25 protein-coding genes and 1 pseudogene are annotated in these 24,581 nt (G+C 61.5%); 12 read left to right on the forward strand and 14 right to left on the reverse strand.

What is annotated here, in order from left to right:
• The first annotated feature begins 7 nt into the window (after nucleotides 1–7).
• The gene (locus QOM08_RS10360) at nucleotides 8–640 is read left to right on the forward strand and encodes a DUF5074 domain-containing protein (protein WP_107322306.1); all 633 of its coding nucleotides are present in this window, start codon (nucleotides 8–10) and stop codon (nucleotides 638–640) included.
• Between the two features lie 56 nt (nucleotides 641–696).
• Here QOM08_RS10360 and QOM08_RS10365 read toward each other — a convergent pair whose 3' ends face one another.
• Nucleotides 697–1,668, reverse strand: coding sequence for an EamA family transporter (locus QOM08_RS10365; protein WP_076385453.1), 972 nt, complete (start codon nucleotides 1,666–1,668; stop codon nucleotides 697–699).
• Between the two features lie 298 nt (nucleotides 1,669–1,966).
• Between QOM08_RS10365 and QOM08_RS10370 the strand changes: the two genes are divergently transcribed.
• Both QOM08_RS10370 and QOM08_RS10375 read left to right on the forward strand, forming a co-directional pair.
• Nucleotides 1,967–3,097 (forward strand): sensor histidine kinase, encoded by a 1,131-nt coding sequence (locus QOM08_RS10370; protein WP_160892925.1) that lies wholly within the window; start codon nucleotides 1,967–1,969, stop codon nucleotides 3,095–3,097.
• Between the two features lie 97 nt (nucleotides 3,098–3,194).
• On the forward strand, nucleotides 3,195–4,286 hold the full coding sequence (locus QOM08_RS10375; protein WP_047227698.1) for an SMP-30/gluconolactonase/LRE family protein: 1,092 nt from the start codon (nucleotides 3,195–3,197) through the stop codon (nucleotides 4,284–4,286).
• Nucleotides 4,287–4,408: 122 nt separating this feature from the next.
• Here the strand turns inward: QOM08_RS10375 and QOM08_RS10380 are convergent, their stop codons facing one another.
• The 4 genes from QOM08_RS10380 to QOM08_RS10395 all read right to left on the reverse strand — a co-directional run bounded on the left by QOM08_RS10380 (nucleotide 4,409) and on the right by QOM08_RS10395 (nucleotide 8,976).
• A complete protein-coding gene (locus QOM08_RS10380) occupies nucleotides 4,409–4,789 on the reverse strand; it encodes a DUF1850 domain-containing protein (protein WP_107322309.1) in 381 nt (126 codons plus the stop codon).
• Nucleotides 4,786–6,813: a TRAP transporter permease gene (locus QOM08_RS10385; protein ID WP_107322310.1), complete on the reverse strand. Its 2,028-nt coding sequence runs from the start codon at nucleotides 6,811–6,813 to the stop codon at nucleotides 4,786–4,788. Before QOM08_RS10385 ends, QOM08_RS10380 begins: the two co-directional genes overlap by 4 nt.
• A gap of 80 nt (nucleotides 6,814–6,893) precedes the next feature.
• Complete coding sequence (locus tag QOM08_RS10390) at nucleotides 6,894–7,844, reverse strand: TAXI family TRAP transporter solute-binding subunit (protein ID WP_047227696.1); 951 nt, start codon at nucleotides 7,842–7,844, stop codon at nucleotides 6,894–6,896.
• A gap of 112 nt (nucleotides 7,845–7,956) precedes the next feature.
• Nucleotides 7,957–8,976, reverse strand: coding sequence for a LacI family DNA-binding transcriptional regulator (locus QOM08_RS10395; protein ID WP_139050637.1), 1,020 nt, complete (start codon nucleotides 8,974–8,976; stop codon nucleotides 7,957–7,959).
• 178 nt (nucleotides 8,977–9,154) lie between these two features.
• On the opposite strand from QOM08_RS10395, the gene QOM08_RS10400 reads away from it, so the two are divergent.
• The 3 genes from QOM08_RS10400 to QOM08_RS10410 all read left to right on the forward strand — a co-directional run bounded on the left by QOM08_RS10400 (nucleotide 9,155) and on the right by QOM08_RS10410 (nucleotide 12,845).
• Complete coding sequence (locus tag QOM08_RS10400; protein ID WP_139050636.1) at nucleotides 9,155–10,321, forward strand: Gfo/Idh/MocA family protein; 1,167 nt, start codon at nucleotides 9,155–9,157, stop codon at nucleotides 10,319–10,321.
• Entirely contained in the window at nucleotides 10,318–11,418 is a 1,101-nt protein-coding gene (locus QOM08_RS10405) for a sugar phosphate isomerase/epimerase family protein (protein WP_139050635.1), read from the forward strand. Before QOM08_RS10400 ends, QOM08_RS10405 begins: the two co-directional genes overlap by 4 nt.
• A 194-nt stretch (nucleotides 11,419–11,612) precedes the next feature.
• A complete protein-coding gene (locus tag QOM08_RS10410; RefSeq protein ID WP_316912934.1) occupies nucleotides 11,613–12,845 on the forward strand; it encodes a nucleoside permease in 1,233 nt (410 codons plus the stop codon).
• Between the two features lie 15 nt (nucleotides 12,846–12,860).
• On the opposite strand, the gene QOM08_RS10415 is transcribed toward QOM08_RS10410, so the two are convergent.
• Entirely contained in the window at nucleotides 12,861–13,517 is a 657-nt protein-coding gene (locus tag QOM08_RS10415) for a polysaccharide lyase family 7 protein (protein WP_047227751.1), read from the reverse strand.
• Between the two features lie 237 nt (nucleotides 13,518–13,754).
• On the opposite strand from QOM08_RS10415, the gene QOM08_RS10420 reads away from it, so the two are divergent.
• Complete coding sequence (locus QOM08_RS10420; protein ID WP_047227691.1) at nucleotides 13,755–14,090, forward strand: lipoprotein; 336 nt, start codon at nucleotides 13,755–13,757, stop codon at nucleotides 14,088–14,090.
• A gap of 68 nt (nucleotides 14,091–14,158) precedes the next feature.
• Here the strand turns inward: QOM08_RS10420 and QOM08_RS10425 are convergent, their stop codons facing one another.
• Both QOM08_RS10425 and QOM08_RS10430 read right to left on the reverse strand, forming a co-directional pair.
• Nucleotides 14,159–14,713 (reverse strand): thioesterase family protein, encoded by a 555-nt coding sequence (locus QOM08_RS10425; RefSeq protein ID WP_047227690.1) that lies wholly within the window; start codon nucleotides 14,711–14,713, stop codon nucleotides 14,159–14,161.
• A 332-nt stretch (nucleotides 14,714–15,045) separates the two neighbouring features.
• Entirely contained in the window at nucleotides 15,046–15,426 is a 381-nt protein-coding gene (locus tag QOM08_RS10430) for a RidA family protein (protein ID WP_047227689.1), read from the reverse strand.
• A gap of 131 nt (nucleotides 15,427–15,557) precedes the next feature.
• Between QOM08_RS10430 and QOM08_RS10435 the strand changes: the two are divergent.
• Nucleotides 15,558–15,761 (forward strand): annotated as a pseudogene (locus QOM08_RS10435) (aldo/keto reductase); the annotation flags it as partial.
• Here QOM08_RS10435 and QOM08_RS10440 read toward each other — a convergent pair.
• Nucleotides 15,761–16,543 carry an MBL fold metallo-hydrolase gene (locus QOM08_RS10440; protein WP_160892915.1) on the reverse strand — a complete coding sequence of 261 codons (783 nt, stop codon included), beginning with the start codon at nucleotides 16,541–16,543 and terminating at the stop codon, nucleotides 15,761–15,763. The pseudogene QOM08_RS10435 and the gene QOM08_RS10440 overlap by 1 nt on opposite strands.
• Between QOM08_RS10440 and QOM08_RS10445 the strand changes: the two genes are divergently transcribed.
• Nucleotides 16,529–17,605: a GlxA family transcriptional regulator gene (locus QOM08_RS10445; protein ID WP_257220821.1), complete on the forward strand. Its 1,077-nt coding sequence runs from the start codon at nucleotides 16,529–16,531 to the stop codon at nucleotides 17,603–17,605. The two genes, QOM08_RS10440 and QOM08_RS10445, sit on opposite strands and share 15 nt — an antisense overlap.
• A 14-nt stretch (nucleotides 17,606–17,619) precedes the next feature.
• On the opposite strand, the gene kefC is transcribed toward QOM08_RS10445, so the two are convergent.
• From kefC to QOM08_RS10465, 4 genes are all read right to left on the reverse strand, one after another.
• Entirely contained in the window at nucleotides 17,620–19,446 is a 1,827-nt protein-coding gene (kefC, locus tag QOM08_RS10450) for a glutathione-regulated potassium-efflux system protein KefC (protein WP_316912935.1), read from the reverse strand.
• Between the two features lies 1 nt (nucleotide 19,447).
• On the reverse strand, nucleotides 19,448–19,969 hold the full coding sequence (gene kefF, locus QOM08_RS10455; protein WP_047227687.1) for a glutathione-regulated potassium-efflux system oxidoreductase KefF: 522 nt from the start codon (nucleotides 19,967–19,969) through the stop codon (nucleotides 19,448–19,450).
• Between the two features lie 102 nt (nucleotides 19,970–20,071).
• On the reverse strand, nucleotides 20,072–21,418 hold the full coding sequence (locus QOM08_RS10460) for a sensor histidine kinase (protein ID WP_139050630.1): 1,347 nt from the start codon (nucleotides 21,416–21,418) through the stop codon (nucleotides 20,072–20,074).
• Complete coding sequence (locus QOM08_RS10465) at nucleotides 21,415–22,125, reverse strand: response regulator (RefSeq protein ID WP_047227685.1); 711 nt, start codon at nucleotides 22,123–22,125, stop codon at nucleotides 21,415–21,417. The genes QOM08_RS10460 and QOM08_RS10465 overlap by 4 nt, the downstream gene beginning before the upstream one ends.
• Before the next feature lie 261 nt (nucleotides 22,126–22,386).
• Between QOM08_RS10465 and QOM08_RS10470 the strand changes: the two genes are divergently transcribed.
• From QOM08_RS10470 to QOM08_RS10480, 3 genes are read left to right on the forward strand one after another with little or no spacing between them, the layout of a single operon-like run.
• Entirely contained in the window at nucleotides 22,387–23,175 is a 789-nt protein-coding gene (locus tag QOM08_RS10470) for a VacJ family lipoprotein (RefSeq protein WP_139050629.1), read from the forward strand.
• Nucleotides 23,168–23,413: a hypothetical protein gene (locus QOM08_RS10475; RefSeq protein ID WP_047227683.1), complete on the forward strand. Its 246-nt coding sequence runs from the start codon at nucleotides 23,168–23,170 to the stop codon at nucleotides 23,411–23,413. Before QOM08_RS10470 ends, QOM08_RS10475 begins: the two co-directional genes overlap by 8 nt.
• 60 nt (nucleotides 23,414–23,473) lie before the next feature.
• Nucleotides 23,474–23,953 carry a VOC family protein gene (locus tag QOM08_RS10480; RefSeq protein ID WP_139050628.1) on the forward strand — a complete coding sequence of 160 codons (480 nt, stop codon included), beginning with the start codon at nucleotides 23,474–23,476 and terminating at the stop codon, nucleotides 23,951–23,953.
• Between the two features lie 163 nt (nucleotides 23,954–24,116).
• Here QOM08_RS10480 and QOM08_RS10485 read toward each other — a convergent pair whose 3' ends face one another.
• Nucleotides 24,117–24,521, reverse strand: coding sequence for a RidA family protein (locus tag QOM08_RS10485; RefSeq protein WP_139050626.1), 405 nt, complete (start codon nucleotides 24,519–24,521; stop codon nucleotides 24,117–24,119).
• Nucleotides 24,522–24,581: the final 60 nt, after the last annotated feature.

The raw sequence follows: 24,581 nt of genomic DNA on the forward strand, positions 1-24,581 counted from the left end.
TTGCAAGATGAAACGTTCAGATGCGCAGATCCTGCGTGAATACGGCCCTTTTCCCGGCGTCGATTGCGTGCATGGTGTCAGTCATGACGGCGAGCTCGTCTGGTTCGCTTCCGGCGACAAGCTGCATGCCCTCGATCCGGCCAGCGGGCAGACGTTGCGTTCGCTGGACGTTCCGGCAAACGCCGGAACGGCTTTTGACGGTGAACACCTGTTCCAGATCGCCGGAGACACCATTCGCAAGATCGACCCGCGCAACGGCCAGGTACTGGCGACCATTGCGGCGCCCAATAGTGGTGATGATTCAGGACTGGCCTGGGCCGAAGGATCACTCTGGGTCGGCCAGTACAAGGCGCGCAAAATCCTCCAGATCGATCCCTCCACTGGCAAGATCCTGCGCACCCTCGAATCCAACCGCTTCGTCACGGGCGTGACCTGGGTCGACGGCGAACTCTGGCACGGCACCTGGGAAAACGATGAAAGCGATCTGCGGCGCATCGACCCGCAAACCGCAGAAGTGCTGGAAAGCGTGACCATGCCGCCGGGGATTGGCGTGTCGGGGCTTGAGTCAGACGGCGGCGAGCGGTTCTTTTGCGGCGGTGGCAATAGCGCGAAGGTGAGGGCGGTGCGTCGGCCGGCCTGAAGCGTGTGTGGGAGCAGCTTTTGCTCTCACACAGCGGCGATGGATGCTGATGTGTTTCAGCTGCGTCCAGCGGCTTCGGCAACCGGTGCCTTGATGCGCTCGACCTTGCGATACGTCAGCAATACGATGCCGGTGACCACAATCGCGCCGCCAATCACCTGGCCCGGGTTGAGCATCTGGTCCAGCACCAGCCAGCCGATCAGCAGGGTCGCCAGCGGTTCGATGTTCATCACCGGGGCGTTGCGCGGCATGTCCAGGCGGGGCACGGAAATGAATAGCACGATAAACCCGGTGCCATAGAGCACCACCAGGGTCGCCAGGGCAAACCAGCCGGTGCTGGTGGCCGGCAGGTCGAAGCCACCGGGAAGGGCGCCGGTCAGGCCGGCGAGGTTGACGCTGCTGAACACGATGAAAATGGTCAGCAGGCTGCGGACCGACCCGCGCACCTGGGACAGTTTGTGATCGGTGATCCATAGCGCGCAGGCGAACACGCAGGCGGCACAAAAGGCCAAGCCCACGCCCAGCAACCACTGCGGGCCGACGCTTTCTTGCGATGACAGCCGGGCCGGTACTTCCAGCACGAACACCAGGCCAACCAGAATCATGCCCATCAACGCGGCAGTGCGCGCGGTCGGGCGTGGCCCGCCGAGCGCCCAGGTCAGCAACGCCAAGAGGATCGGAAAGACATTGCCCACCAACAGCGCCAGGGCGACCGGGACCCGAGCCACGGCGGAATACAGGCACAGACTCTGGGCGGCAATCAACAGCCCCAGAGCCAATTGCCAGCGCCAGACCCCCTGCGGCAGGCGCAGGTTCTGGCGTTGCCAGAGCACCATTGCGGCCAGCACCAGCAAGGTGCCGCCCGAGCGCAGCAGGATCGCCAGCAAGACCCCGGCACCGTCATCAAATGCTGCCCTGGCGGCGACATGGTTGCCGGCGAAGGCACATCCCATGCACAGCAGAACCAGCACGGCGAGGTGCCGAGGGAGCGGAGTGGGGGTGTCAGGTGCAGCCGTGGAGCGGGTCATGGCAGGGGGTCTCAAAGGGAGGCCGCCGAAGCAAGACGCTTCGGAACGGCTAATATAGTTATAGGTTGTCGTACAACATCAAAAGGGATTTGTACCGTATAGCGTTGCAAGAGACAAGTGCCCTATTTTGGCGCAAGGCTGTTCATTCAAGCGCCTACGCGGTGTGGCGCCAGCTGCGCGCGCGCCACGATGAATCACAAAGCCCCCTCGGTTTGCTGTACAACAATGGAACCGAGGCCGGCAGCCCATGCGTTGTTGCGTCACTGACCCTCGATAATCCCTTTGTGCGGAGCAACCCATGCGCCTGGCTGATTTCATCCTCGACAATATCGAGCCGATTCTTCAGGCGTGGGAAGACTTCGCCAAAACCATCACACCCGCCTCCCATGGCATGGATTCGGTGGCTCTGCGCGATCACGCCGAGCAGATGCTGCGCACCATTGCCGCTGACCTGCGCACTTCGCAAACCGTCAAGGAGCAGATCGCCAAGTCCCAGGGCGATGCGCCGGCGGCAGAGGCGGAAACTGCAGCCGAAACCCATGCGGTCATTCGCCAGTCCTCGGGGTTTACGGTGGAGCAGATGGTTTCGGAATACCGGGCGCTGCGCACCAGCGTGCTGATGCTCTGGATGCCGCAGACCCAACTGGACCACGAGCAAGTGGTGTCCGACGTGATCCGCTTCAACGAGGCCGTAGACCAGGCCCTGGCGGAGTCCGTGGTCAGCTATTCGGGCGCCGTCGATGCGGGCCGCAATATCTTCCTCGGGATTCTGGGGCATGACTTGCGCAGCCCCCTGGGCGCGATCCTGCTGAGTTCCGAAGTGCTGCTGCGGGCAGGCGACCTGCCCGCCAAAGCCACCAAAATCTCCTCGCGCATCTACACCAGCGTCAAACGAGCCAACAAGATTGTCGGCGACCTGCTGGACTTTACTCGTACCCAACTGGGGGCGGGCATTCCGGTGCAGCGCTTCAACGGTGACCTGGTAGCGGCCTGCGAGGGCATGGTGGAAGAGGCGCGGGCCTATCATCCGGAAAGCAGAATCATCTTTGAAACGACGGGCGCCCTGGAAGGCCTGTTTGATCAGGCGCGTATGGAGCAAGTGTTCGCCAACCTGATTGGCAATGCCGTCCAGCATGGCAGCGAGGGTGCGCCGATTACTGTTTCATTGAGTACCGAAGAGGATACGGCGGTGATTGCCATCAACAACCAGGGCAAGCTTATCGAGAAGGACGCCATTGCCAGCATCTTCAACCCGATGGTCCGGCAATTGCGCAGCGGTGACATGCAGTATGGCTCTGCGGCTGGGCTCGGGCTGGGCCTGCACATCGCGTCCGCCATCGTATCCGCCCATAAGGGCACTATCGAGGTTCATTCCAAGGCCAGATCGGGCACCACCTTCACCGTACGGATCCCGCTCCACGCCAACTGAATTTTTTCTTGCACAGGGCAGAGCGCATACTTGTACGATGTCCTATCACGGAGTAAAACTGTCGTCGCCGTCCAATAATAATTAACGGAGACGCACGATGGATGCTTCGCAACCTGCAACGACTGCCCATCAGGGCCGCCGGGTATTCCTGAAAAAATCCTTGGTGGTTTCGGCCGCCGCCGCAACCCTGGGCAACCTGCCCGGGCTGACTCAGGCAGAACCCTTGAGCCAGCGCTACCCTGACCCGCTGATCAAGATCCTCGACCCCAGCTTCATGGACCTGCGGCTGTTCAACGCCAGTGTTGAAAAGCTCGCCAGCGGCCTGCGCTGGGCGGAAGGGCCGGTGTGGGTCGGCGACGGTCGTTATTTGCTGGTCAGTGACATTCCCAACAACCGCATCATGCGCTGGGATGAAGTCACCGACAGCCTGTCGGTTTACCGCGAGAACTCCAACTTTTCCAACGGCCTGTGCCGCGATCGCCAAGGGCGCTTGCTGGTTTGCGAAGGCTCCACCACGTCGACTGAAGGCCGGCGCGTCACCCGCACCGAGCACAACGGCACCATCACCGTGCTGGCGGACAGTTTCGAGGGCAAGCCTTTCAACTCGCCCAATGACATCGTGTGCAAGCGCGACGGTTCTGTCTGGTTCACCGATCCACCGTTCCAGACCGGCAACAACTACGAAGGGCATAAAGTCGCCCCTGCCCAGCCCCACGCGGTGTATCGCATCGACGGTGAAACCGGCAAGGTCACGCGAGTGATCGACGACATGGCAGGGCCCAACGGCCTGTGCTTTTCGCCAGACGAGAAGATCCTCTACGTGGTCGAAGGCCGGGCCAAGCCGAACCGCCTGGTGTGGGCGATCACGGTCAAGGACGATGGCACCCTGGGCGAACGGCGCAAGCACATCGAAGGCTTGGATTACGCGGCCATCGATGGGCTCAAATGCGACGAGAGTGGCAACCTCTGGTGCGGGTGGGGCGGGAATGGCGATCCCAAGGCCGACCTGGAAAAGCTCGACGGTGTGCGAGTGTTCAACCCCGAGGGCAAGGCTATCGGCCACATCTCCCTGCCGGAGCGTTGCCCTAACGTCTGCTTCGGCGGACGGGAGGGTAATCGCCTGTTCATGGCCGGCAGCCACTCGTTGTATGCACTGTTTGTGAATACCCGTGGGGCGACGTTTGCGTGAGTGACTGACCTTCAGACCCTGGGTTTGATTGTGGTGAGGGGGCAGTTGTGGGAGCAAGGCTTGCTCCCACAAAAAAACCTCGCCACAGAGTTCTGTTTGGACCAGGGGACCAGGGGACCTGGTTATCCGCAACTCCACAATTCCACCGTTGGCTGACTTGCCTTGGGCGGCCCGAGCCAGTGGCTCATCGGCTGGCAAGCCCCGTCGACGCACAACTGGTAATCACCCGCTTCGGGTGTTCGCCCCAGTTTCAGCGGTTGCAGGGGCGGCAACTGGCGCTGATAGTGCCAGCTGCCGTTTTTCAACCGGGCACCGTCCGGAACTTCCATGCCGGCGCCGTTGCCCTTGACCCTGGCTTCGCCCAGAACCAGGCCTTGTTCAGTCACGCGGTAATCTTCCTCCCAGCGGATTTTCTCGATGGTGTGATTCCACGCCAGGGTGAAATCCGTGACAGGAAGCTGGGCCCAGACCGCACCGGCCAGGCCCAGGCACAAACCGATCACGCCAAGGCCCGTCCGGTGCGCCGCGAGCGCCATACGTGTTGAAAGATCAGCAGAGCCCCCAGCACGAAGCCGATCTCATCGGTCAGCGGCAGCGCCACGACCAGCAAAGCCCCGGCGGCAAAACACATCAGGCGTTCCCAGATCGGCATTTTCTGTTGCAGGTAGCCGGTGGACGCCATGCCCCACAGCCCGACCGCCAGCATCGTCTTGATCAGCATGTAAGCGGTCATCCATAGGCTGTCGCCCTGGAGCATCAGTGCCGGGTTATAGACCGCCATGAATGGAATGACAAAACCGGCAAGGGCGATGCGCACCGCCCAGAAGCTGATTTTCAGCCCCGTTTCCCTGGCAATGGGCGCAGCGGCGAAGCAGGCCAGCGCGACCGGCGGCGTCAGGTCGGCGAGGATGCCGAAATAGAATACGAACATGTGCGACACGATCAGTGGCACGCCCAGTTCCAGCAGGGCGGGCGCGGCGATCGAACTGGTGATGATGTAATTGGGAATGGTCGGGATGCCCATGCCCAGCACCAGGCAGGTGAGCATGGTCAGGATCAGCGACAGCAGCAGGTTGTCCTTGCCGATGGCCAGGATGTAGCCGGCGAAGGTCGACGCCACACCGGTCAACGACACCACGCCGATGATGATCCCCACCAGGGCGCAGGCAATCCCCACCGGCACCGCATGTCGTGCGCCGTCCACCAGTGCGTGCAGGCAAACCGTCAGGGTTTCCCGTGCGCCTTTGATGAACCAGCAGATCGCCACCAACACTGCGATCACCGCAAATATGACGCCAATGCCTAACTGGAAAAAGCCCACGCACAAGATGCCCAGGGCGATCCAGAAAGCGCAGCGCATTGCAAAGCTCGACACCCGCAAAATGATCGCCGAGCCGAGAATCACGATGGCAGTGAGTGCCAGTCCGACCATGCCGGAAAAGAGCGGCGTGCGACCGGAGAACAGCAGGTAGATCAGCACGGCGAGTGGGATCAGCAGGTACCAGTTCTCTTTGACGGCGCCCAGCGCGCTGGGGCATTGGTCTTTGGGCAAGCCCTTGAGGTTGGAGCGCTTGGCTTCCAGGTGAACCATCCAGAACACCGAGCCGAAGTACAGGCACGCGGGAATCAACGCCGCTTTGGCGATTTCAACAAATGGCACGTTGATGGTCTCGGCCATGATGAACGCCACGGCGCCCATGATCGGCGGCATCAATTGACTGCCCATGCTCGAGGTGGCTTCCACGCCGCCGGCAAACGCGGCCTTGTAGCCGAAGCGTTTCATCAGCGGGATGGTGAATTGCCCGGTGGTCACCACGTTGGCGATGCCCGAACCGGTAATGGTGCCCATCAAGGCAGAGGAGGCAACCGCCACTTTGGCCGGGCCGCCGAGCTTGTGGCCGAACAGGCCCATGGCAAAGTCGGTGAACAGCTTGATCATTCCGGCCTTTTCAAGAAAGGAACCGAACAGAATGAACAGGAAAATGTAGGTGGCCGATACGTAGGTGGGCGTGCCGTACAGGCCTTCGGTGCCGAAGGATAACTGATTGACGATCTGATCGAAGCCGTAGCCGCGATGGGCCAGGTCGCCTGGCAGGTATTCTCCGAACAGCCCATAGGCCAGGAACAGCCCGCAAATCAGCGGCAGGGCAATCCCCATCACCCGTCGGGCCGCTTCGAACACCAGCACGATCAAAATGATACCGATGATGAGGTCCGTGGACGTCAGATCCCCGGAGCGCTGGATCAGGTCGGCTTCGAACACCCACTGATACACCGCCGTGGCCACGCCGGCCAGGGACAACAGCCATGCCAGAGGTTGCCAGGGGCGGCTTGCGCCATAGGCGGGGTAACTGAGGAACACCACCCACAACAGGAAACCCACGTGCACGGCACGCAGCACCTGGCTGGAAATGGGGGAGAAGGCGGCGGTGATGATCTGGAATACAGAAAACAGCAGGGCCACGTAGAACAGCGTCTTGGGCCAGTCTCGTGGGTCGGAGGGAAGACCGTGCTGAATTTCACTCATTAACTGAAAGCCTCTTGTCTACATCGAAGGTGCGAACCAGGAGGGTGCAACGGCGATCATCGCCGCTGCACCGGGTCGGTCTACAGCGCGCCGACTTCCTTGTAGTAGCGCTCGGCACCGGGATGCAGAGGGATAGGCAGGTTCTTCGCGGCATTTTCCAGCTTGATGTCCTTGGCCGCCGAATGGGCGTTGCCCAGGCGGGTGAGGTTATCGAACATCAGCTTGGTCATCTGGTAGGCCACCTCGTCCGAGACGTCCGCGCGGGTGACCAGGATGTTGGTGATGGCCACGGTCGGCACGGCTTCGGCCTGGCCGTCGTAGGTATTGGCCGGGATATTTGCGCTCTGGTAGGCCGGGTTGCCGATCTTCGCCACCACGTCTGCCGGGATCGACACGTAGTTGAGCGCCATGGTCGAGGCCAGGTCACGAATGGCCGCCATCCCAAGCCCGGAGGACTGGAGCGTGGCATCCAGTTGACGGTTCTTGATCAGGTCTACCGATTCGGCGAACGGCAGGTACTGGACCTTCATGTCGCTGTAGCTCAACCCTGCGGCCTTGAGGATGGCCCGCGCGTTGAGCTCGGTACCGGATTTGGCCGCCCCCACGGAGATGGATTTACCCTTGAGGTCGGCCAGGGTCTTGATACCCGACTCCTGGCTGGCAACGATCTGGATGTAGTTGGGGTAGGCGCCGGCGATGGCCCGCAGTTTGGTCAGAGGGGCTTTGAAACCGGCATCTTCCACGCCGTTCTTGGCGTCCGCCACCGAGTCGCCCAGCGCCAGCGCCAGCTCACCGCGACCGGCCTGCAGCAGGTTGAGGTTTTCCACCGAGGCCTTGGTGGCCTGTACCGACGTCTTGGAGCCTTCGATCCCGTTGCTGTAAATCTGCGACAGGCCGACCCCGATCGGGTAGTAAACCCCGCTGGTGCCCCCCGTCAGGATGTTGATGTACACCGGTGCTGCCTGGGCTGTGGTCGTGACCACCAATGCTGCCGCGGCGGCCAGAAGGGTGAAGCGCTTGTTGACTCGCATGGGAAACTCTCCGTCTTGTTATGGCTTTATGCAGAGTAGTGCCACTGTAGTCGAAACGGACCGGCAGGTGGCGAGTCAATAGCGCATCAAAAGGTGATGGGCGTCGTTTTTTTCAAGCATCCTTGTTAAACGCCGGGCCTGGCGCGGCGCTGCTGCCGCGCACGGTCAACTCGAACGGCAGCACGACATGCCGTTCGGCAAGCGGTGTTTTCTCGATCAGGGCGATCAGCATTTGCACCGCCCGCTGGCCGAAGGTTTCGGCAGGTTGTGAGAGAGTGGTCAGCGGCGGATCACAGTAGGCGGCGAAAGGAATGTCATCAAAACCCACCAGTGAAATGTCCTCGGGCACCCGCAACCCCATTTGCTTGATGCGCTTGAGCGCGCCAATGGCCATCTCGTCGTTTTCACAAAACAGCGCGCTGGGGCGCTCGGCCAGCTCCAGCATCGCGCCGGCCCCGTCGTAACCGGCCTTCAACGTGAAGTCGCCGTGACAGATCAGGCCAGGGTCTGCGGCGATACCGGCTTGGTGCAGTGCATCCTGATAACCGGCTACGCGGTCCAGGGTCAGGGGACTGCTTCGGGGCCCTTTGATGATGCCGATGCGCCGGTGGCCGAGCCCGATCAGGTGTTCGGTCATGGCCTGGGCGGCGGCCCGGTTGTCGAGGCTGATGGTCGGGTAGGGGGCGCCTTTGACCACTTCGCAGGCGTTGACCAGCGGCAAGGATTCGGCGCCCGCGGGAAGCGATTCGAAAGGGTTGCTCGCGCGCAACTGGATCACCCCGTCGGCTTGGTGCGCGTAGACGAGGGCGGCAAATTCGCGCTCGATCTCTTCCTGACCCTGGGTGTCGCACAACAGCAGTCGATAACCGGCCGCCTGCGCAGCCTGCTGGGCCCCGCTGATGACCCGGGCGAAAAAGGTGTTGGCGATGGTCGGGACCAGAATCACCAGGTTGCCGGTTCTCCGGGAGCGAAACTGCACGGCCATCAGGTTGGGCCGATAACCGGCCTGTTCCACCGCCGCGTTAACCTTGTCGCGAGTCTGGGGCAGCACCCGTTCGGGAGATTTCAGCGTTCTGGAAACCGTGGCCACCGAAACTCCGGCCAGCCGGGCTACTTCACGGATATTGGACAAAATCACCTCGATTCGGCGCCAGGAATGCCGGCACGGTTGGGGAGCTTACCGCAGGTTGCGCGTCGCACAAATGCTCATGCATGTGCCAACGGGTTTGACATGCCGCAAAACTGAGCCTAGATTTCCGCCATGATGTAACCGGTTACATTGTCATCAGTCCCAGCATAAGAGAGTCGCGATGAATCCTGTAGCAGCCAAAATAAGAATGGGCTTTGTCGGCGGTGGAGAGGGCGCTTTCATCGGCCAGGCCCACCGTCAGGCCGCGGGTCTGGACGGTGGTTTTGAACTGGTGTGCGGTGCGTTCAGCCGTGATGCGCACAACAATCAGCAGACCGGCGCGGCCCTGGGGCTGGCCGCGTCCCGTTGCTACAGCGATTGGCAAGGCATGCTCGACAGCGAAGCGGCGCTGCCGGCCCACTTGCGCATGGAACTGCTGGTCATCGTCACTCCCAATCATCTGCACGCCCCCATCGCCAACCAGGCGCTGAAGGCGGGTTTTCATGTGTTCAGTGAAAAGCCCGCCGCTATGAACCTGCGTGAGTTGCTGGCCCTCAAGCAAGTGCTTCAAAGCAGCGGCCGGCTCTACGGCCTGGCTCACACCTACCTGGGTTATCCGATGGTCTGGCAGGCCCGAGAGATGGTGCGTACCGGCGTGATCGGTGCGGTGCGCAAAGTGCTGGTCGAATACCCCCAGGGCTGGCTCAGTCAGGACGTCGCCGGGCAAGGCAACAAACAGGCCGGTTGGCGCGACGATCCTCAACAGTCAGGGTTGGGTGGTTGCATTGGCGACATCGGCACCCATGCGTTTTCCCTGGTGGAGTTCGTCGCCGACCAACCCATCGAGCAGATATGCGCGGCGTTGGGCACCCACATCCCGGGTCGGCAACTGGACGACGACGCGGCGATGCTGTTGCGCATGGCCGGTGGTGCCAGCGGCGTGCTGATTGCCAGTCAGGTCTGCGCAGGTGAAGAGAACCCGCTGAAAATCCGTCTGTATGGCGATAAGGGTGGATTGGAATGGCGCCAGGAAGAACCGGCCAGCCTGATCCATCGTCCCATCGACCAACCCTTGCGAGTCTTGCGGTCCGGTGTGGGCCAGTCCTGGCTGTGTGAGGCCGCCCGCCAACGGATGCGGCTGCCGGCCGGGCATCCTGAAGGTTATCTGGAAGCCATGGCCAACCTCTATGGCGATTTTGCCCGTGCCATACGGGCCGCCGCGCCAGGGCCAGACGCCCCCGGCGTACCCGGCATCGAAACCGGTCTGCGGGGCATGGCCTTTATCGAAGCGGCCATTGCCAACCATCGCGGCGATACCAAGTGGACCGCACTGGCCTGCACACAATGAATCAGGAGAGCCCCGCCGTGAATCCCATTGCCCAAACACCGACAGGCCTGCGTGGCCCAGGTATTTTCCTGGCGCAGTTCATGTCCGCCGACGCGCCGTTCGACACCCTGGCGAACATCGCCCAATGGGCGGCCGCACAAGGTTACAAGGCCATTCAACTGCCGACGTCGGGCACGCAATACATCGACCTGGCCCGCGCCGCCGAGAGCCAGGACTACTGCGACGAACTCAAGGCCATTTGTGCCCAGGCCGGTGTCCAGATCAGTGAGTTGTCGACGCACCTGCAAGGCCAGTTGGTGGCGGTGCATCCGGCGTTCGACGCACTGTTCGACGACTTCGCCCCGGCCCATCTGCGCGGTCAGCCCCAGGCGCGGACCGAATGGGCGATAGAGCAATTGAAGCTCGCCGCCCGCGCCAGCCAGCGACTGGGCCTCACCGCCCATGCGACGTTTTCCGGTGCGCTGTTGTGGCCGTACCTGTACCCGTGGCCGCAACGCCCCTCTGGCCTGGTGGAGCAGGGATTCGCCGAACTGGCCCGACGCTGGTTGCCTATTCTGGACTGCTTCGACGCAGCCGGTGTTGACCTGTGCTACGAGATCCATCCGGGTGAGGACCTGCACGATGGCGCCTCGTTCGAGCGCTTTTTGCAGGCCGTCGATCATCACCCTCGGGCAGCGATTCTCTACGACCCCAGCCATCTGCTCCTGCAGCAGATGGACTACCTGGGCTTCATCGATCGCTATCACGAGCGTATCCGCATGTTCCACGTCAAGGACGCCGAGTTCCGGCCCGACGCCCGTTCCGGTGTGTACGGCGGCTATCAGGGCTGGGTTGATCGTCCCGGGCGGTTCCGTTCGCTGGGCGATGGCCAGATCGATTTCAAATCGATCTTCAGCAAACTGACCCAATACGATTTCAGCGGCTGGGCGGTGTTGGAGTGGGAGTGTTGCCTGAAGGACTCGCAACAGGGCGCCGCAGAAGGCGCGGCGTTCATTGAGCGACACATGATCAGCAAGACCCGAAAGGCGTTTGACGATTTTGCCGGGGTAACGGCCGATGAAGATTCCAACCGGCGGTTGTTGGGCCTGTTGAGGTAACCGGCCCAACCCAAAACCCTATGGCGAGCAAACTCATTGTGGGAGCAAGGCCGGCCCGCGATGAACGAAAACGCGGTTCAACGGTTAGACCGCGGCGCGGCCATCGCGGGCCAGCCTTGCTCCCACAGCGGCTCGCCACAATAGCGTTCCTGAGCATTTTTCTTCACAAGAACAACAATAAAACGGTGACTGTCATGACCACGATGAACGCACGCTTGAGCGTGATGATGTTTCTGCAGTTCTTTATCTGGGGTGGCTGGTTCGTCACCCTGGGGACCTTTCTGTCCAGCACCCTGGGCTCCAGCGGTGGGCAGATCGGCATGGCGTTCTCCACCCAGTCCTGGGGAGCGATCATTGCCCCCTTCGTGATCGGCCTGATCGCCGACCGCTACTTCAATGCTGAACGCATCCTGGCGGTGCTGCATCTGTTGGGCGCGGTGTTGTTGTATCAGCTGTATGCGGCGGCGGATTTCAGCGTGTTCTACCCGTACGTGCTGGCGTACATGGTGATCTACATGCCGACCCTGGCCCTGGTCAATTCCGTGGCGTTCCGCCAGATGCGCGACCCGGCGCTGGAGTTCTCCCGTATCCGGGTGTGGGGCACGATCGGCTGGATCGTCGCCGGCGTGGTGATCAGCTTTGTGTTTGCCTGGGATTCGCGCGAAGCGATCTCGGCGGGCGGCTTGCGCAATACTTTCCTGATGGCCGGCATCGCCTCGCTGGTCTTGGGACTCTACAGCTTCACGTTGCCGGCCACCGCACCGCTCAAGGCGCAAGCGAGCGCAGGTGGCGTCAAACAGCTGCTGGGCCTGGATGCCTTGGGCCTGTTGAAGGATCGCAGCTACCTGGTGTTCTTCATCGCCTCGATCCTGATCTGCATCCCCCTGGCCTTCTATTACCAGAACGCCAACCCGTTCCTGGCCGAAACCGGCATGACCAATCCCACGGCAAAAATGGCCATCGGGCAAGTCTCCGAAGTGCTGTTCATGTTGCTGTTGCCGCTGTTCATCCAGCGCTTCGGCATCAAGTTGGCGCTGCTGGTAGGCATGCTGGCCTGGGCGCTGCGTTACGTGCTGTTCGCCTACGGCAATAACGGCGACCTGGCGTTCATGCTCTTCACCGGTATCGCCCTGCACGGCATCTGCTATGACTTCTTTTTTGTCTCGGGGCAGATCTACACCGATGCCAAGGCGCCGGAGCGTTTTCGCAGCTCGGCCCAGGGGCTGATTACGTTGGCGACCTATGGCGTGGGCATGCTGATCGGCTTCTGGGTGGCGGGGCAGGTGACCGATCACTATGCCGTGGACGGCGGCCACGAGTGGAAGAGCATCTGGTTGTTCCCAGCCGGTTTTGCGCTGCTGGTGTTCGTCTGCTTCCTGTTTACCTTCAACGGCCGGCAGGCGGTCGTGGCCGCTTCAAAGGCCTGAGGGGCTGGACGTCAGTCATTTATGGCTGACGTCCAGTTTGGTGTAGGTCACTTTCCCGCCTTCGCTGGAAGAACCGACGTTGTCCAGGGTGTAGACGCCGGCCTTGAAGTAAAAGTTGTAGCCATGCCAGGCGCGGTCCAGCTTCACCTGCTTGCCAACGTTGTTGATCAGCACCGTGAGCTTGCCTTGCTTGTCCATTTGCAGGGAGTAGCTGAAGGTTTTGTTCAGTGCCACTTTTGGCACGGTATAGATCACCGGGCTCTTCTTGTCCTTGGGTTTTACCCGATATTCCACATCGATGTTGCCGGTGCCCTTGGCGTAGCGATACACCAGTTTCAACAGCGGCGTAGGGGCATCCTTGGCGTGGATCTGCGCCACGACTACACGGCCCTCGGAAGGGACCTGGTTCACCGCCAAAGTACCTTTGAGGGTATTGACGCCGCTGTTGTAACGCCAGTTGCGCAACTTGCCGTCTTTGGTGGTTTCGCGCAATTCGGAGCGCGGGTAGTCACTTTTACCGGTGTGGGAGCCGGTCACCGGCGCCCAGAAGACAATCCGCTCGCCGGAGCGGTTGAAATACTTGTTCTGCAGCGTCGGCATGGCCTTGGTCGCCACGACTTGCGCCGGGGTCTGCACGGGCAGGGTGATGTTCCAGACAGTCAAATCGATCATGGTCAATGCTCCGACGGAACCGGCCATTACTCATCAGCCGGAATGGGCAAGATTACCTTCCGTGGCACAGTGTCCATGGTATCGACGGGGGCCTGTTTAGCTGCAGAGGCAACTGACGAATGGCTCTGCGCTGAGCCTTGCGGCCGGTTGAGCGCAGTGATGTCAATTTGACGCTGATCGGTTAGAGTACGCGCCGCCCGAGAGATGGATCCCGGGCGTTTTCTCATGGAGTATTCAATGAACCACCTCAGCAAAATTGTCGCCTGCGCACTGGTTGGCCTGGCCTTGGCGGGTTGCACCGGCACCCCGATGAAAACCAAGCAGTACGACAGCAGCCAATACACCGTGGTCGGCCACAGTGAAGCGAAAGCCACCGGCCTGCTGCTGTTCGGCATGATCCCGATCCGCCAGAACAACCGTTTCGTGCGCGCTCAGAATGCCGCGATCCTGGCCAAGGGCGGCGACGCCATGATCAACACCCAAGTGCAGGAAGACTGGTTCTGGGCCTGGGTCCTGACCGGTTACACCACCAAGGTGTCCGGTGATGTGGTCAAGTTGAAAACCGTTCAGTAAGACTCACGCTGTTGTGGGGGAGGGATGTGCAGTGCCGGCTGGCGCGGATCGATCTGATCCAGTCACTGCTAGTCAACAGTACGAGCACTTTCCTCCTCCCGAAGCCCAAGGCTCATGTCATCGCAGCTTTGCGACCAGGCGCTGAGCCATTCGGGCATGGCCGGTGAGTGTTCGGCCAACCCCAGTGCGCGAATAAACTCTCCCGGTGCAATCGTGCCTTGGGCCGAACGGAACAGGCCGCGCATCATCACCACGCCCACCACGCGCCCCTGGCTCAGGAAGCGGTGTTCCATGAAGGTCCACTTCTCGTCCCAGCCCAGCAGGCGGGTGTGCACCTCGAACGCTTCGAACAGCTTCAGCTCCCGGCGGAACTTACCCCACACATCCCCCACGATCGGCACTGCCCTGTTGCGCAAGGCCACTTTGTAGGCGCCGCTGCGCAGCACGTAATCCATACGCCCTACGTCGGCCAGGGTGAAATAGCGGCCGTTGGTGACATGGCGGTTGAGGTCCAGGTCCAACGGCCACACCCGCATGCGCACCACGGTGGTATCCAGGGGGCCGGTCGGCTTGCGCCAGGGACGACGAAACAGCATGAGCAACAGTCGGAACCAGAGATTCATAAATACGCCCGCGAGGGTGGAAAACGCCGCACTTTAGACAGGCGCCGAGGCTTGGGCTAGGTGCGCAAATGACTGTTTTCGTGGAAATCGCACATTTGGGACAGGTCCGGCGGGTTTGAGCTCATCAAGAACCTGAGTTTGCGACGGCTGCGCCGCCGAGCGGGAGCAAGCTCCCTCGCCATAAAGGGCACTTTGGATTATCGATCGTTCCCACGCTCCTGCGTAGGAACGTCGCCAGGGACGCTCCGCGTTCCGCTTCTGGAAGGTGACGCAGAGCGTCACGGGATGCATTCCCACGCAGAGCGTGGGAACGATCAAAAACAGCCGTAACCTCAGCCTTTGGCCGCCATCGCAGTCACTTCCACTCGCATTCCTTCAACCGCCAGCGCCGCCACGCCCACTGCGGCGCGTACCGGCCAGGGTTTGGCGAAGAAACGCTGATACACCTCGTTGAAGGCCGCACGGTCGGCCATGTCGGTGAGGTAGATGGTCAGGTGCAAGACCCGGTCCATGGAACTGCCGGCGCCTTCCAGGGCAGTCTTGAGTGCCTGCAATGTGCATTCGCTTTGCAAGGTGATGTCACCCAGTTCCAGGCTGCCGTCAGGGCGAGTGGGGATCTGGGTGGAAACCAGCAGGCCGCCGAAGCCGGCGACGTCGGAAGAGATGGAGTCCGCGTCCGGGTCGGGGATGAACGTGATGTCTTGGTTTGCCATGAAAGCCTCTTGTTCAGGAAAGGGTAATGGGGCGGTCGCGACGCAAGCGGCCCTTGCGCGGCCAGTTTACCGTCCATCGTCGAGCCTTTCGTGATTTCCTTTCTGCTCATGGACGCCAGGGTCGATGCGTGCCGCTGCAGTCGGAAGCTCTTTCGAGCGTAGCGGCGCGCCTGGAGGCGTCGCCGTTGTACGTGGCGTTGGCGTGGCTGCTGCAACGCGCGCCAAACATCCTGTTGATTCCCGGTACGTCGTCAGTGGCGCACCTGCGGGAAAACCTCACGGCAAGCGAGCGGAGGATTCCAGTGCAGATGCTGACCGAGTTGGACGGGTTGGTTCAGGCAGGCTGGAACACCACCGTCTCGCCATCTTCCGGTACCCGTATCCGACCTTCGAGGCCGGCCATCGCGGCGGCGTCGCGCAGTGCCTTGCGCGTCGTCGGGCAGTGGCTGAGCGCTTCGAGGTGATTGGCGACCACGGTTCCGCGAGACAAGCGGGCGAACTCAAGGGTTTCCTCGATGCCCATGATGATGTCGCCGCCTAAATCGAACCTGGCCCCGCCTGCCGGCACCACGCTGACCTGCGGTTGATGGTGCAAGACGAACTCGCGCACGGCGGGGCTAAGCAGGGTGTCGCCGGTGAGGTAGACGCTGGGTTCGCCAGGCAGCTCGATCAGGTAACCGACGCCGTGTTCCATCAGCTTGCCCACCAGGCCCTGCCCATGGGTGCATCTGACTGTACGGATCGTGCCGCCCAAAAATGCGCCGGGCTGTTGGTGTTCCTTGGCAAGCGGCTGGACATTCAAGCCCCGCTTGGCGAGGTAGGGGGCATCATGAGGCGTGCAGATCACCGGGATCTGTTTTTCCCTCAACCACCGCTTGGCCGCTCGGTCCAGATGATCGAAATGGCCTTTCTGGCAGTGCGTGATCAGGCAGTGAGTCACGGTCTCCAGGTCGCCAGTCGTAGCGGCTGGCAGTTCCACCAGCGGATTGCGCTGGGTGGCGCCGAACAACCGAAGCGGCGGCAGCATGCCTTTGCCGGCCAGCATCGGATCGACGAGCACGCGATACGGGCCGGATTCAAGGATGATCGTGGCGTTACGAACTTGCTGAATTTTCATGGAGCGTTCCTTTTTTGGGCGAGCGCTTCATGGTGTCGATCTGCGGTGATGGGCATAATGGCCGAATCTGACATCATTGATTCATTTCAAGCCATGCCCAAAAAACTCCGTGTCGGTCTACTCTTGTTTCCCGGTTGCATGCCTGCCGGCCTGTTTGCGTTCGCCGATCTGCTGCATGCGGCCAACCGCCGAAGCGGCCGGGTGTTGTTCGAGGCGACTTATGTCGCACTGCAAGCAGGCCCGGTAACCTGTGCACATGGCATAAGCCTGCAAGCGCAGGCGGCCCTGGGCAGCTGCGAACTCGACGCCGTCCTGGTTCCCGGTTTCTGGGCCGAATCGGCCGAGCAGGTAAACGCGGTACTTACCGGGCAGACCCAACTGTTGAAAGCACTGTCGAAACGTCCCCGACACCTTCAGCTCTGGGCTTACTGCACAGGCGTCTGCCTGCTGGCCGCCTGCAGGCAACTGGACGGGCAGGGCGCGACGGTGACGTGGTGGCTGGCTCAGGCGATGCAAGCGCAGTATCGAAAAGTCCGTTGGCAAAGCGATCAGAACTGCGTGTTCAATGAGCGAACCGCCACCGCTTCGGGGGTGAATGGTTATTTGCCCATCGCGGAAAAATTGATCGAACAGAGCGTCAGCCGTGATGTGCTGCGCGACATTACCCGGCTCATGGTGCTTGCGCGCCCAGCGGTGTCTCACGCGGCGTTCCAAGGGATCGCCCTGGTCCAGCAGCCCGATGGGTTGCTGCGTCGGTTGCATGGGCTGATCGAGCAAATGCCAGCGGAGCACATCACGGTCAAGGCGCTGGCGGAGCGGCTCGCCATGTCCGAACGCACGCTCGCGCGCAAGGTCGGCAGCGAAACGGGCCAGACCGTCGCAGCGTACGCCCGGAGCATCAAGCTGAACCAGGTCAGCGAACGCCTGACGCTGACATCATTATCCCTCGCCAGCATCGGCGCCGAGCTGGGTTTCAGCAGCAGTTCCAACCTGCAACGGATGTTCAAGGCACTGACTGGGCTGACGCCGGTGGAGTACCGGCGCCAGTTCGGGCGGGTGTGACGCCGGGGGACGGATCAGCTGCGCGCCTCATCCGTTTCGTTTCGATGATGGTCAGGCCAACTGTCGACGGGGCGCGCACGGTCTTCGTTGAACATTTCGGTGAGCAACGCGTTGGCGCGCTGGTAGGCGTCGTGCCTGAACTTGAGGTCGTCTTCCGGCTGGGCGACGATTTCCTCCAGCATCTGCAGGTTCAAACGACGGAACTGATCCGCGCGCTCGCGCGCTTCGTAAGCCCCGACGCCCATCTGCACCAGCGCATTTCGGCCCAATGCCAACGCGCTCTCGAAGGTTTCCCGCTCGGCGGTCTCTACGCCCATCTGCCGCAGGGAGATCAGGTGCCCCATGTCCCGCGCACGGACGATCAGTTTCAACGCGGGGAAGTGCTCCTGGGCCACTCGGGTCAGCGTCAGGTTGTCCTGCTGGTCGTCAATCGCATTGATCAGCACCACCGCCTGGCCGGCGCCGGCCGCGTGGAGCAGATCGAGGCGAGTGGCGTCGCCGTAGAACACTTTTACGCCGAATTTGCGCAGCGTCTCGATGTTGTCGGGGTCATGGTCCAACACCACCACCTCGACGCCGCAGGACATCAAGAGACGCCCGGCGATCTGTCCGAAGCGACCGAACCCGGCGATGATCACCCGTGGGTTCTGCTGATCGACGAGGTCGGATTCCTGGCGGTCTTTCTTGGTGGCGGACTCTATTCGATCCAGCAGCAGGATCAGCAAAGGCGTCAGGCACATGGACAGGGCCACCGCCAGCGTCAGGCTCTTGCCCCACTGGTCGGTCAGAATGCCGGCCAGCGTGGCGGCGCCGAACACCACGAAGGCGAACTCGCTGCCCTGGCCGAGCAACACCGCTTGCCATGAGCGTTGGCCGGCAGGGACGTTCAGCAAACGGCTGACGGCCTTGATCACCAGCAATTTGATCAGAATGAAACCCAGGGTCAGGGTCATGACCTTCAGCGGAGCATTGATCAGCGTGCCGAAATCGATCGACATGCCGACACCGATAAAAAACAGCCCCAGCAGCAAGCCTTTGAACGGTTCGATGTCGCTTTCCAGGGCATGGCGGTATTCAGAGCTGGCCAGCAGCACCCCGGCGAGGAACGCGCCCATGGCCATCGACAAGCCGGCCTCTTCCAGCAGAAACCCGAAGCCGAACACCAGAAACAGCGCCACGGCGCTGAAGATCTCACGTAGACCCGAGCGCGCGGCGAAGCGCAGCAGCGGGCGTGTCACGTAGCGTCCCAACAGCACGACGACGCTGATGGCCACGACGATCTTGATAATCGAAAGCACCAGGGCGGTGCCGGACGGCGTGTCGCCGTGGGCCGCCAACAACGGAATCATGGCAACCAGGGGAATGGCCGCGATGTCCTGGAACAGCAGGACGGCGAAGCTGCTGCGCCCGACGGCGGTCGACGTCAGGTTGCGCTCGTTCATGGCTTGCATGGCGATGGCCGTGGAGGACAGGCTCAGGGTCAGGCCGACCAGCAACGCGGCCGTCCAATTCAGCCCCAGGGCCGCGCAGAACACCGCGATTGCCCCGCCACAGGCGAGCATCTGCAAGGCGCCGCCACCGAACACCATCCTGCGCAATGCCCAGAGCCGCTTGGGATCGAGCTCGAGCCCGATGACGAACAGCATCAGGACGACGCCGATTTCGGCGAATTCCAGAATCGCCTTTACGTCAGTAACGAGCTTGAGTCCCCACGGGCCGATCACGCACCCGGCCAGCAGATAACCCAACACCGGGCCCAGGCCCAACCTGACGGCAATCGGCACGATCAACACTGCCGAACCCAGGTAGATAAGCAGTTCAATCAGGCTGTGAGTCTCCATATCAATCTTCCTTCCAGGAGGCCAGGCGTGCGCTGTAGTGTTCGATTTGTGCATCCAGGGTTTCGGACGCGCCCGCATACGCGCCGTGTACCACGACCGGCTCCAACCAGCGCATGTGGCAGTAGACGGCCGTTGCGTGGAGGGGCTGGGCCAGCACCTGGAAGCCCGGGTAGGCGCCGATCTGGAAATGATCGTGGTTGCCACCCGTGGAGACGGCCCACAGCAGAGGCTTGTCTTTGAGGGCTGTGGCGTCTCTGCCATAGGCCCAGCCATGGGTGAACACTTTATCGATCCACAATTTCAGCAGCGGCGGCATGCTGTACCAATACATCGGGTGTTGGAGGACGAGCAGTTGGCACTGTTCGATGGCGCGTTGTTCGGCCTCGACGTCGATGTCGAAGTCCGGATAAAGATCGTAGAGGGACCGTATGACCACGTCCGGATGGCTGGATGCGCGCTGGAGCATTTGCTGGTTGACCCGTGATTGGTCAGGGTAGGGGTGGGCGTAAATGATCAGAATCATCAGGGCAATTCCGGGAGGCCGGTCCTGGTCAAAAGGCCGGACATCCTACCGAGGAAGGCGCGTGTTGTTTAGAACATTGTTTGCCGGCGTATGGTGCCGGGGTCAATTGAGCGGCAGCGAGACCTTGACCTCCAGGCCGCCGCCCCGCCGGTTCCTGAGGGTCAGCGTCCCGCCATGCTCCAGCACCGTCGCCCGCGCTGCCGACAGCCCCAGCCCGACACCGCCGGTGTTCTTGTTGCGCGAGCCTTCGATGCGAAAGAAGGGCGCGAAGACTTGCTCGTGGAACTGCGGGGCGATACCAGGCCCGCGGTCGTGGACGCGAATTTCGACACGGTCCATGAACGCCTTGAGCTGAACGCCCGGCTCGCTGCCATATTTGCTCGCATTGTCGATCAGGTTGACCAGCGCTCGCTTGATCCCGATGGGCCGGCCCATGTAAACGAAACGAGGAGCGCCCTCGAATGAAACCTCGGTGCCGGCATCCTTGAAGTCGTCGACGACCGTGTGCAGCAGTTCGGCCAGGTCGAACGCGGTGGCGTGTTCGAGCCGAGCTTCGTCGCGGAAGAATTCCAGCGCACTATTGACCATCGCCTGCATTTCATCCACGTCCCTGAACAGCCTCGATTGCTGTTCGGCGTCGTCGATGAACTCTCCACGCAGGCGCATGCGGGTCAGGGGGGCGCGCAGGTCGTGGGAGATGGCTGCGAGCATCTGCGTGCGGTCCTGGACGAAGTGTTGCAGCTGGGCCTGCATGGCATTGAACGCGAGGATCGCCTGACGGATTTCGTGAGGCCCGACCACCGGGATGGGCGGCGCCCGGAAGTCCACGCCAAAGCGCCTGGCGCCTTCGGCAAAGCGTTCCAGCGGTGTTGCCAGATGCCGTGTAGCAATCAGGGCGACGATAAACGTCGATAGAAGAATCAGCCCGATAATGATCAGGTTGCGCATCCACTCTTTCAGGCCCCAACTGCGAGAGGCTACGGAAAATTCCACCCAGGAATCGTCGGCCAATTGGATGAGGACCGCGTAGCGCCTGTCTGGATGATCGGCGGGCCAATCGCCGGGCTCGAAGGCCTCTATCCTGGCCTCGGGCCTGCCCAGTTGCTTGCGCAGGAACGTCGCCCCCTCACTGAACTGTGGGTCGTCGATCACCGGCACTCGTGCGTCTTCACGACGGGGCAACCATTGTGCGGCGAACGCCTGGTCGCTGGCCGCCCTGGCGATATCGGGCCGTTGTCCGGGCGCCACCGAGTCGATGATACGAGTGATGGCGGCGGCTTTCTCCATCAGGCCGGTTTCCATCAGGGGAGGGCGTGCCCAGGTCCCAGCCAACAGGCCGAACAGCTCGTTCAGGGCCAGTAAAGTCAGCATGGCGAGCATGGTGGTCAGGGCAATCCAGCGGGCTACCGTATCGCGTGGCCGATGGAAAGCTGAGTGCCGGGGCTTCATCGCTTCACCACATGGGGGCTGAAAAGGTAGCCGCTGTTGCGAATGGTGCGGATCATCGATGGGCCAGTGATATCGCTCTCCAGCTTGCGGCGCAGCCGGCTGACCTGGACGTCGATGCTGCGATCGAACGCGTCATACGTTTCGCCGCGGGCCAGGTCCAGCAGTTGCTGGCGAGTGAGGACCCGGCGCGGGTGTTCGGCAAAGACCAGCAGCAACTCAAACTCGCCGGTGGACAGCGGGATCATGACTTTGTCCGGTGAACGCAACTCGCGGCGGGTGACGTCCAGTTGCCAATTTTCGAATTCCAGAATCAGGCGCGAATTGTTGTTCAATGTGCCCCTGGCTTCGCCGGTGCGCCTGAGCACGGCGCGCACCCGGGCCAGCAGCTCGCGCGCATCGAACGGCTTGGTCAGGTAATCATCCGCCCCCAGCTCAAGACCGACGACGCGATCACTCAGCTCACCCATGGCCGTGAGCATGATGATGCCGACCGTATGTTCGGCCCGCAGTCGCTGGCAGAGCACCAGTCCACTGTCTCCCGGCAACATGACGTCGAGGATGATCAGGTCCGGCAATCGACGCGCCACCGCCTGCCACAGGGCGGCACCGTCGGCGGCCACTTCGACGCTATAGCCATGTTGCTCGAGGAATTTGCGCAAGAGGGCGAGGACTTCGAGGTCGTCGTCCACCAGTAATAGATGGCTCACAGTGGGCACGCAGGGCAATGAATACAGAAGGGGATACTAGGGTCAATCCGGGGCCTGCGTCATATATTTCAACTCGGTAATAAAGTTGCCGACGGGCAATGTTGTGGAAATCTTCAGGCAAAGAATCAGGGGCAGGATCACCCGATGTCAGTCAGTTAAACGACGGCCAACCCAACACAACCCTCGCCACCAGAGCTGTGTACGGCGGTGTCTTCCCAAACTGACCGGTATCGCCCCAATTCCTCGCCGAGATAGCCTTGTATGCCGATCACCAAGCCCGCTCCGCTGTTTGTTCGTTGCACTGTTGTCGTAGGACTCGTGGCATTCGCCAGCGGCTGCACCAGCACGCCCGCTGCAACCCCTGGCAGTTGTGAACGTGCGAGCTACACCGTCGATGATCCGGCAGAGCCCGTCAACCGGGGCATCTTCGCTTTCAACCGGACTGTCGATGACTATGCGCTGGCCCCGGTTGCCCGTGGTTATCTCAAGCTTCCGGATGTGGTGCAGACGGGGGTGCATAACTTCGTGGCGAACTTCGGTGAGCCCAAGGTCTTCATCAACGATCTGCTGCAAGGCAACGCTCAACGCTCGGTCAACACCCTGGGTCGCTTCGTCATCAACACCACCGCAGGCATCGTCGGGCTGATCGATGTGTCGGGCAAACTGGGTATCGAACGCCACAAGGCCGATTTCGGCCAGACGTTCGGCGTCTGGAACATCGCTCCCGGGCCGATCGTCGAACTGCCGCTGCTGGGAACGTCCAGCCTGCGCGACGCAACCGGCAAACTGCTGAGTTCTGCGGTCGATCCGTTCGGCAGCAACAGCGATACGGTCGATACGTTAGGCACGATCAATACCGTAGGCGGGGTCGTTGATGGTCGTGCCGAGGCGCTCCCGCTGACGGACAAGTTGCGGGCCCGGCCGGATTACTACGTGGCGCTTCGTGACGCGGTAGCGCAGCGGCGCGCCGATTTTGTCGCCCAGGGCAAGTTGGGCGCGGTGGCGGGGGACGACGCCGCTTGCCCGGAGGGAGAGACCGTTGATGAGTAACCCAGTATTGGTTCTGCACCGGCGAGTGAAAAACCTTGAGCAAGGCATTCTGCATTGCCGGGAGATCGAGTTGCAGTTGACGGAGGATGGCCGACATTTACTGCTCAGCCGTTACCTGGAGTTGTACAGCCATGACCAGGTTGGCGCGTGCGACATCCAGAATTACCGGGTGCCTCTGGCGAGCATGATTCGCTGGATGGTCAGTCATGGGGAGCGGATGAGTCCACTGGTCCGCTAGCCTTGCGCCGACGCAGAGACTGCTAGACTTTACCGTCCAGTTATCTCTCGGAGAGATCGGATGAATAACAAAAACACGATTTGTCTCTGGTACGACGGTGCTGCGCTGGAGGCTGCGCAGTTCTACGCCGCGACGTTCCCGGACAGTGCGGTGCAGGCTGTTCATCACGCCCCCGGTGACTACCCGATGGGCAAGCAGGGCGATGTGCTGACGGTCGAGTTCACGGTAATGGGCATTCCCTGCCTGGGGCTGAACGGAGGCCCGGCGTTCCAGCACAACGAAGCCTTTTCGTTCCAGGTCGCGACCGATGACCAGGCCGAAACGGACCGTTTGTGGGAGGCGATTATCGGCAATGGTGGCCAGGCCAGTGCCTGCGGCTGGTGCAAGGACAAGTGGGGCCTGTCCTGGCAGATCACCCCGCGCGTGCTGACTGCCGCGATAGCCAATCCCGATCAGGCAGCCGCCAAGCGCGCGTTCGAAGCCATGATGGAGATGACAAAGATCGACATCGCGGCCATTGAAGCAGCGTTGAAAGGTTGAGCGGCGCAGCCTGACAGTCCGCTATCGCGAGCAGGCTCGCTCCCACATTGGATCTGTGTCGGTCTCGATGGGTGGGTCAACACAACCCCCTGTGGGAGCGAGCCTGCTCGCGAAGACGGCGGCACATTCAACATGGCTGCAACCTGACCCACCGCCAGTCAGCTCATCCCTGTGCGGCTTCAGGCAACCTGGCAATCACCTTGATCTCGAACTGAAAACCATACAGCCACGTCACCCCCACCGCCGTGAGTGTTGGATGCGGTGCGCTGCCCCAGAATTCGGGCACCACTTTCCAGATCGTTTCGAATGTCGATTCTGGATCGACGATGAACACGGTGACGTCAACCACATCATCAAAGGTGCAATCGGCGGCGGCGAGAATCGCCTTCAGGTTGTTGAACGCCCGCCGAACCTGATCCTCCAGTTCGGGTTCTGGCGAGCCGTCTTCGGTGCTGCCGACTTGCCCCGATACGAATAAAAAGCCATTGGAACGAATCGCCGGCGAATAGCGATTACGCTCATAAAGTGCCTGGCGTCCGGCGGGGAAAACTACATCGCGCTGTGTCATGGGTGCCTCCATCAAAGGGTCGGATTCAATGTTGAAAACACTCTAGGGGCTTGTGCGCGG

It is taken from the genome of Pseudomonas sp. P105 (genome assembly GCF_032614175.1).
GTDB classification, from domain to species: domain Bacteria; phylum Pseudomonadota; class Gammaproteobacteria; order Pseudomonadales; family Pseudomonadaceae; genus Aquipseudomonas; species Aquipseudomonas rhizophila.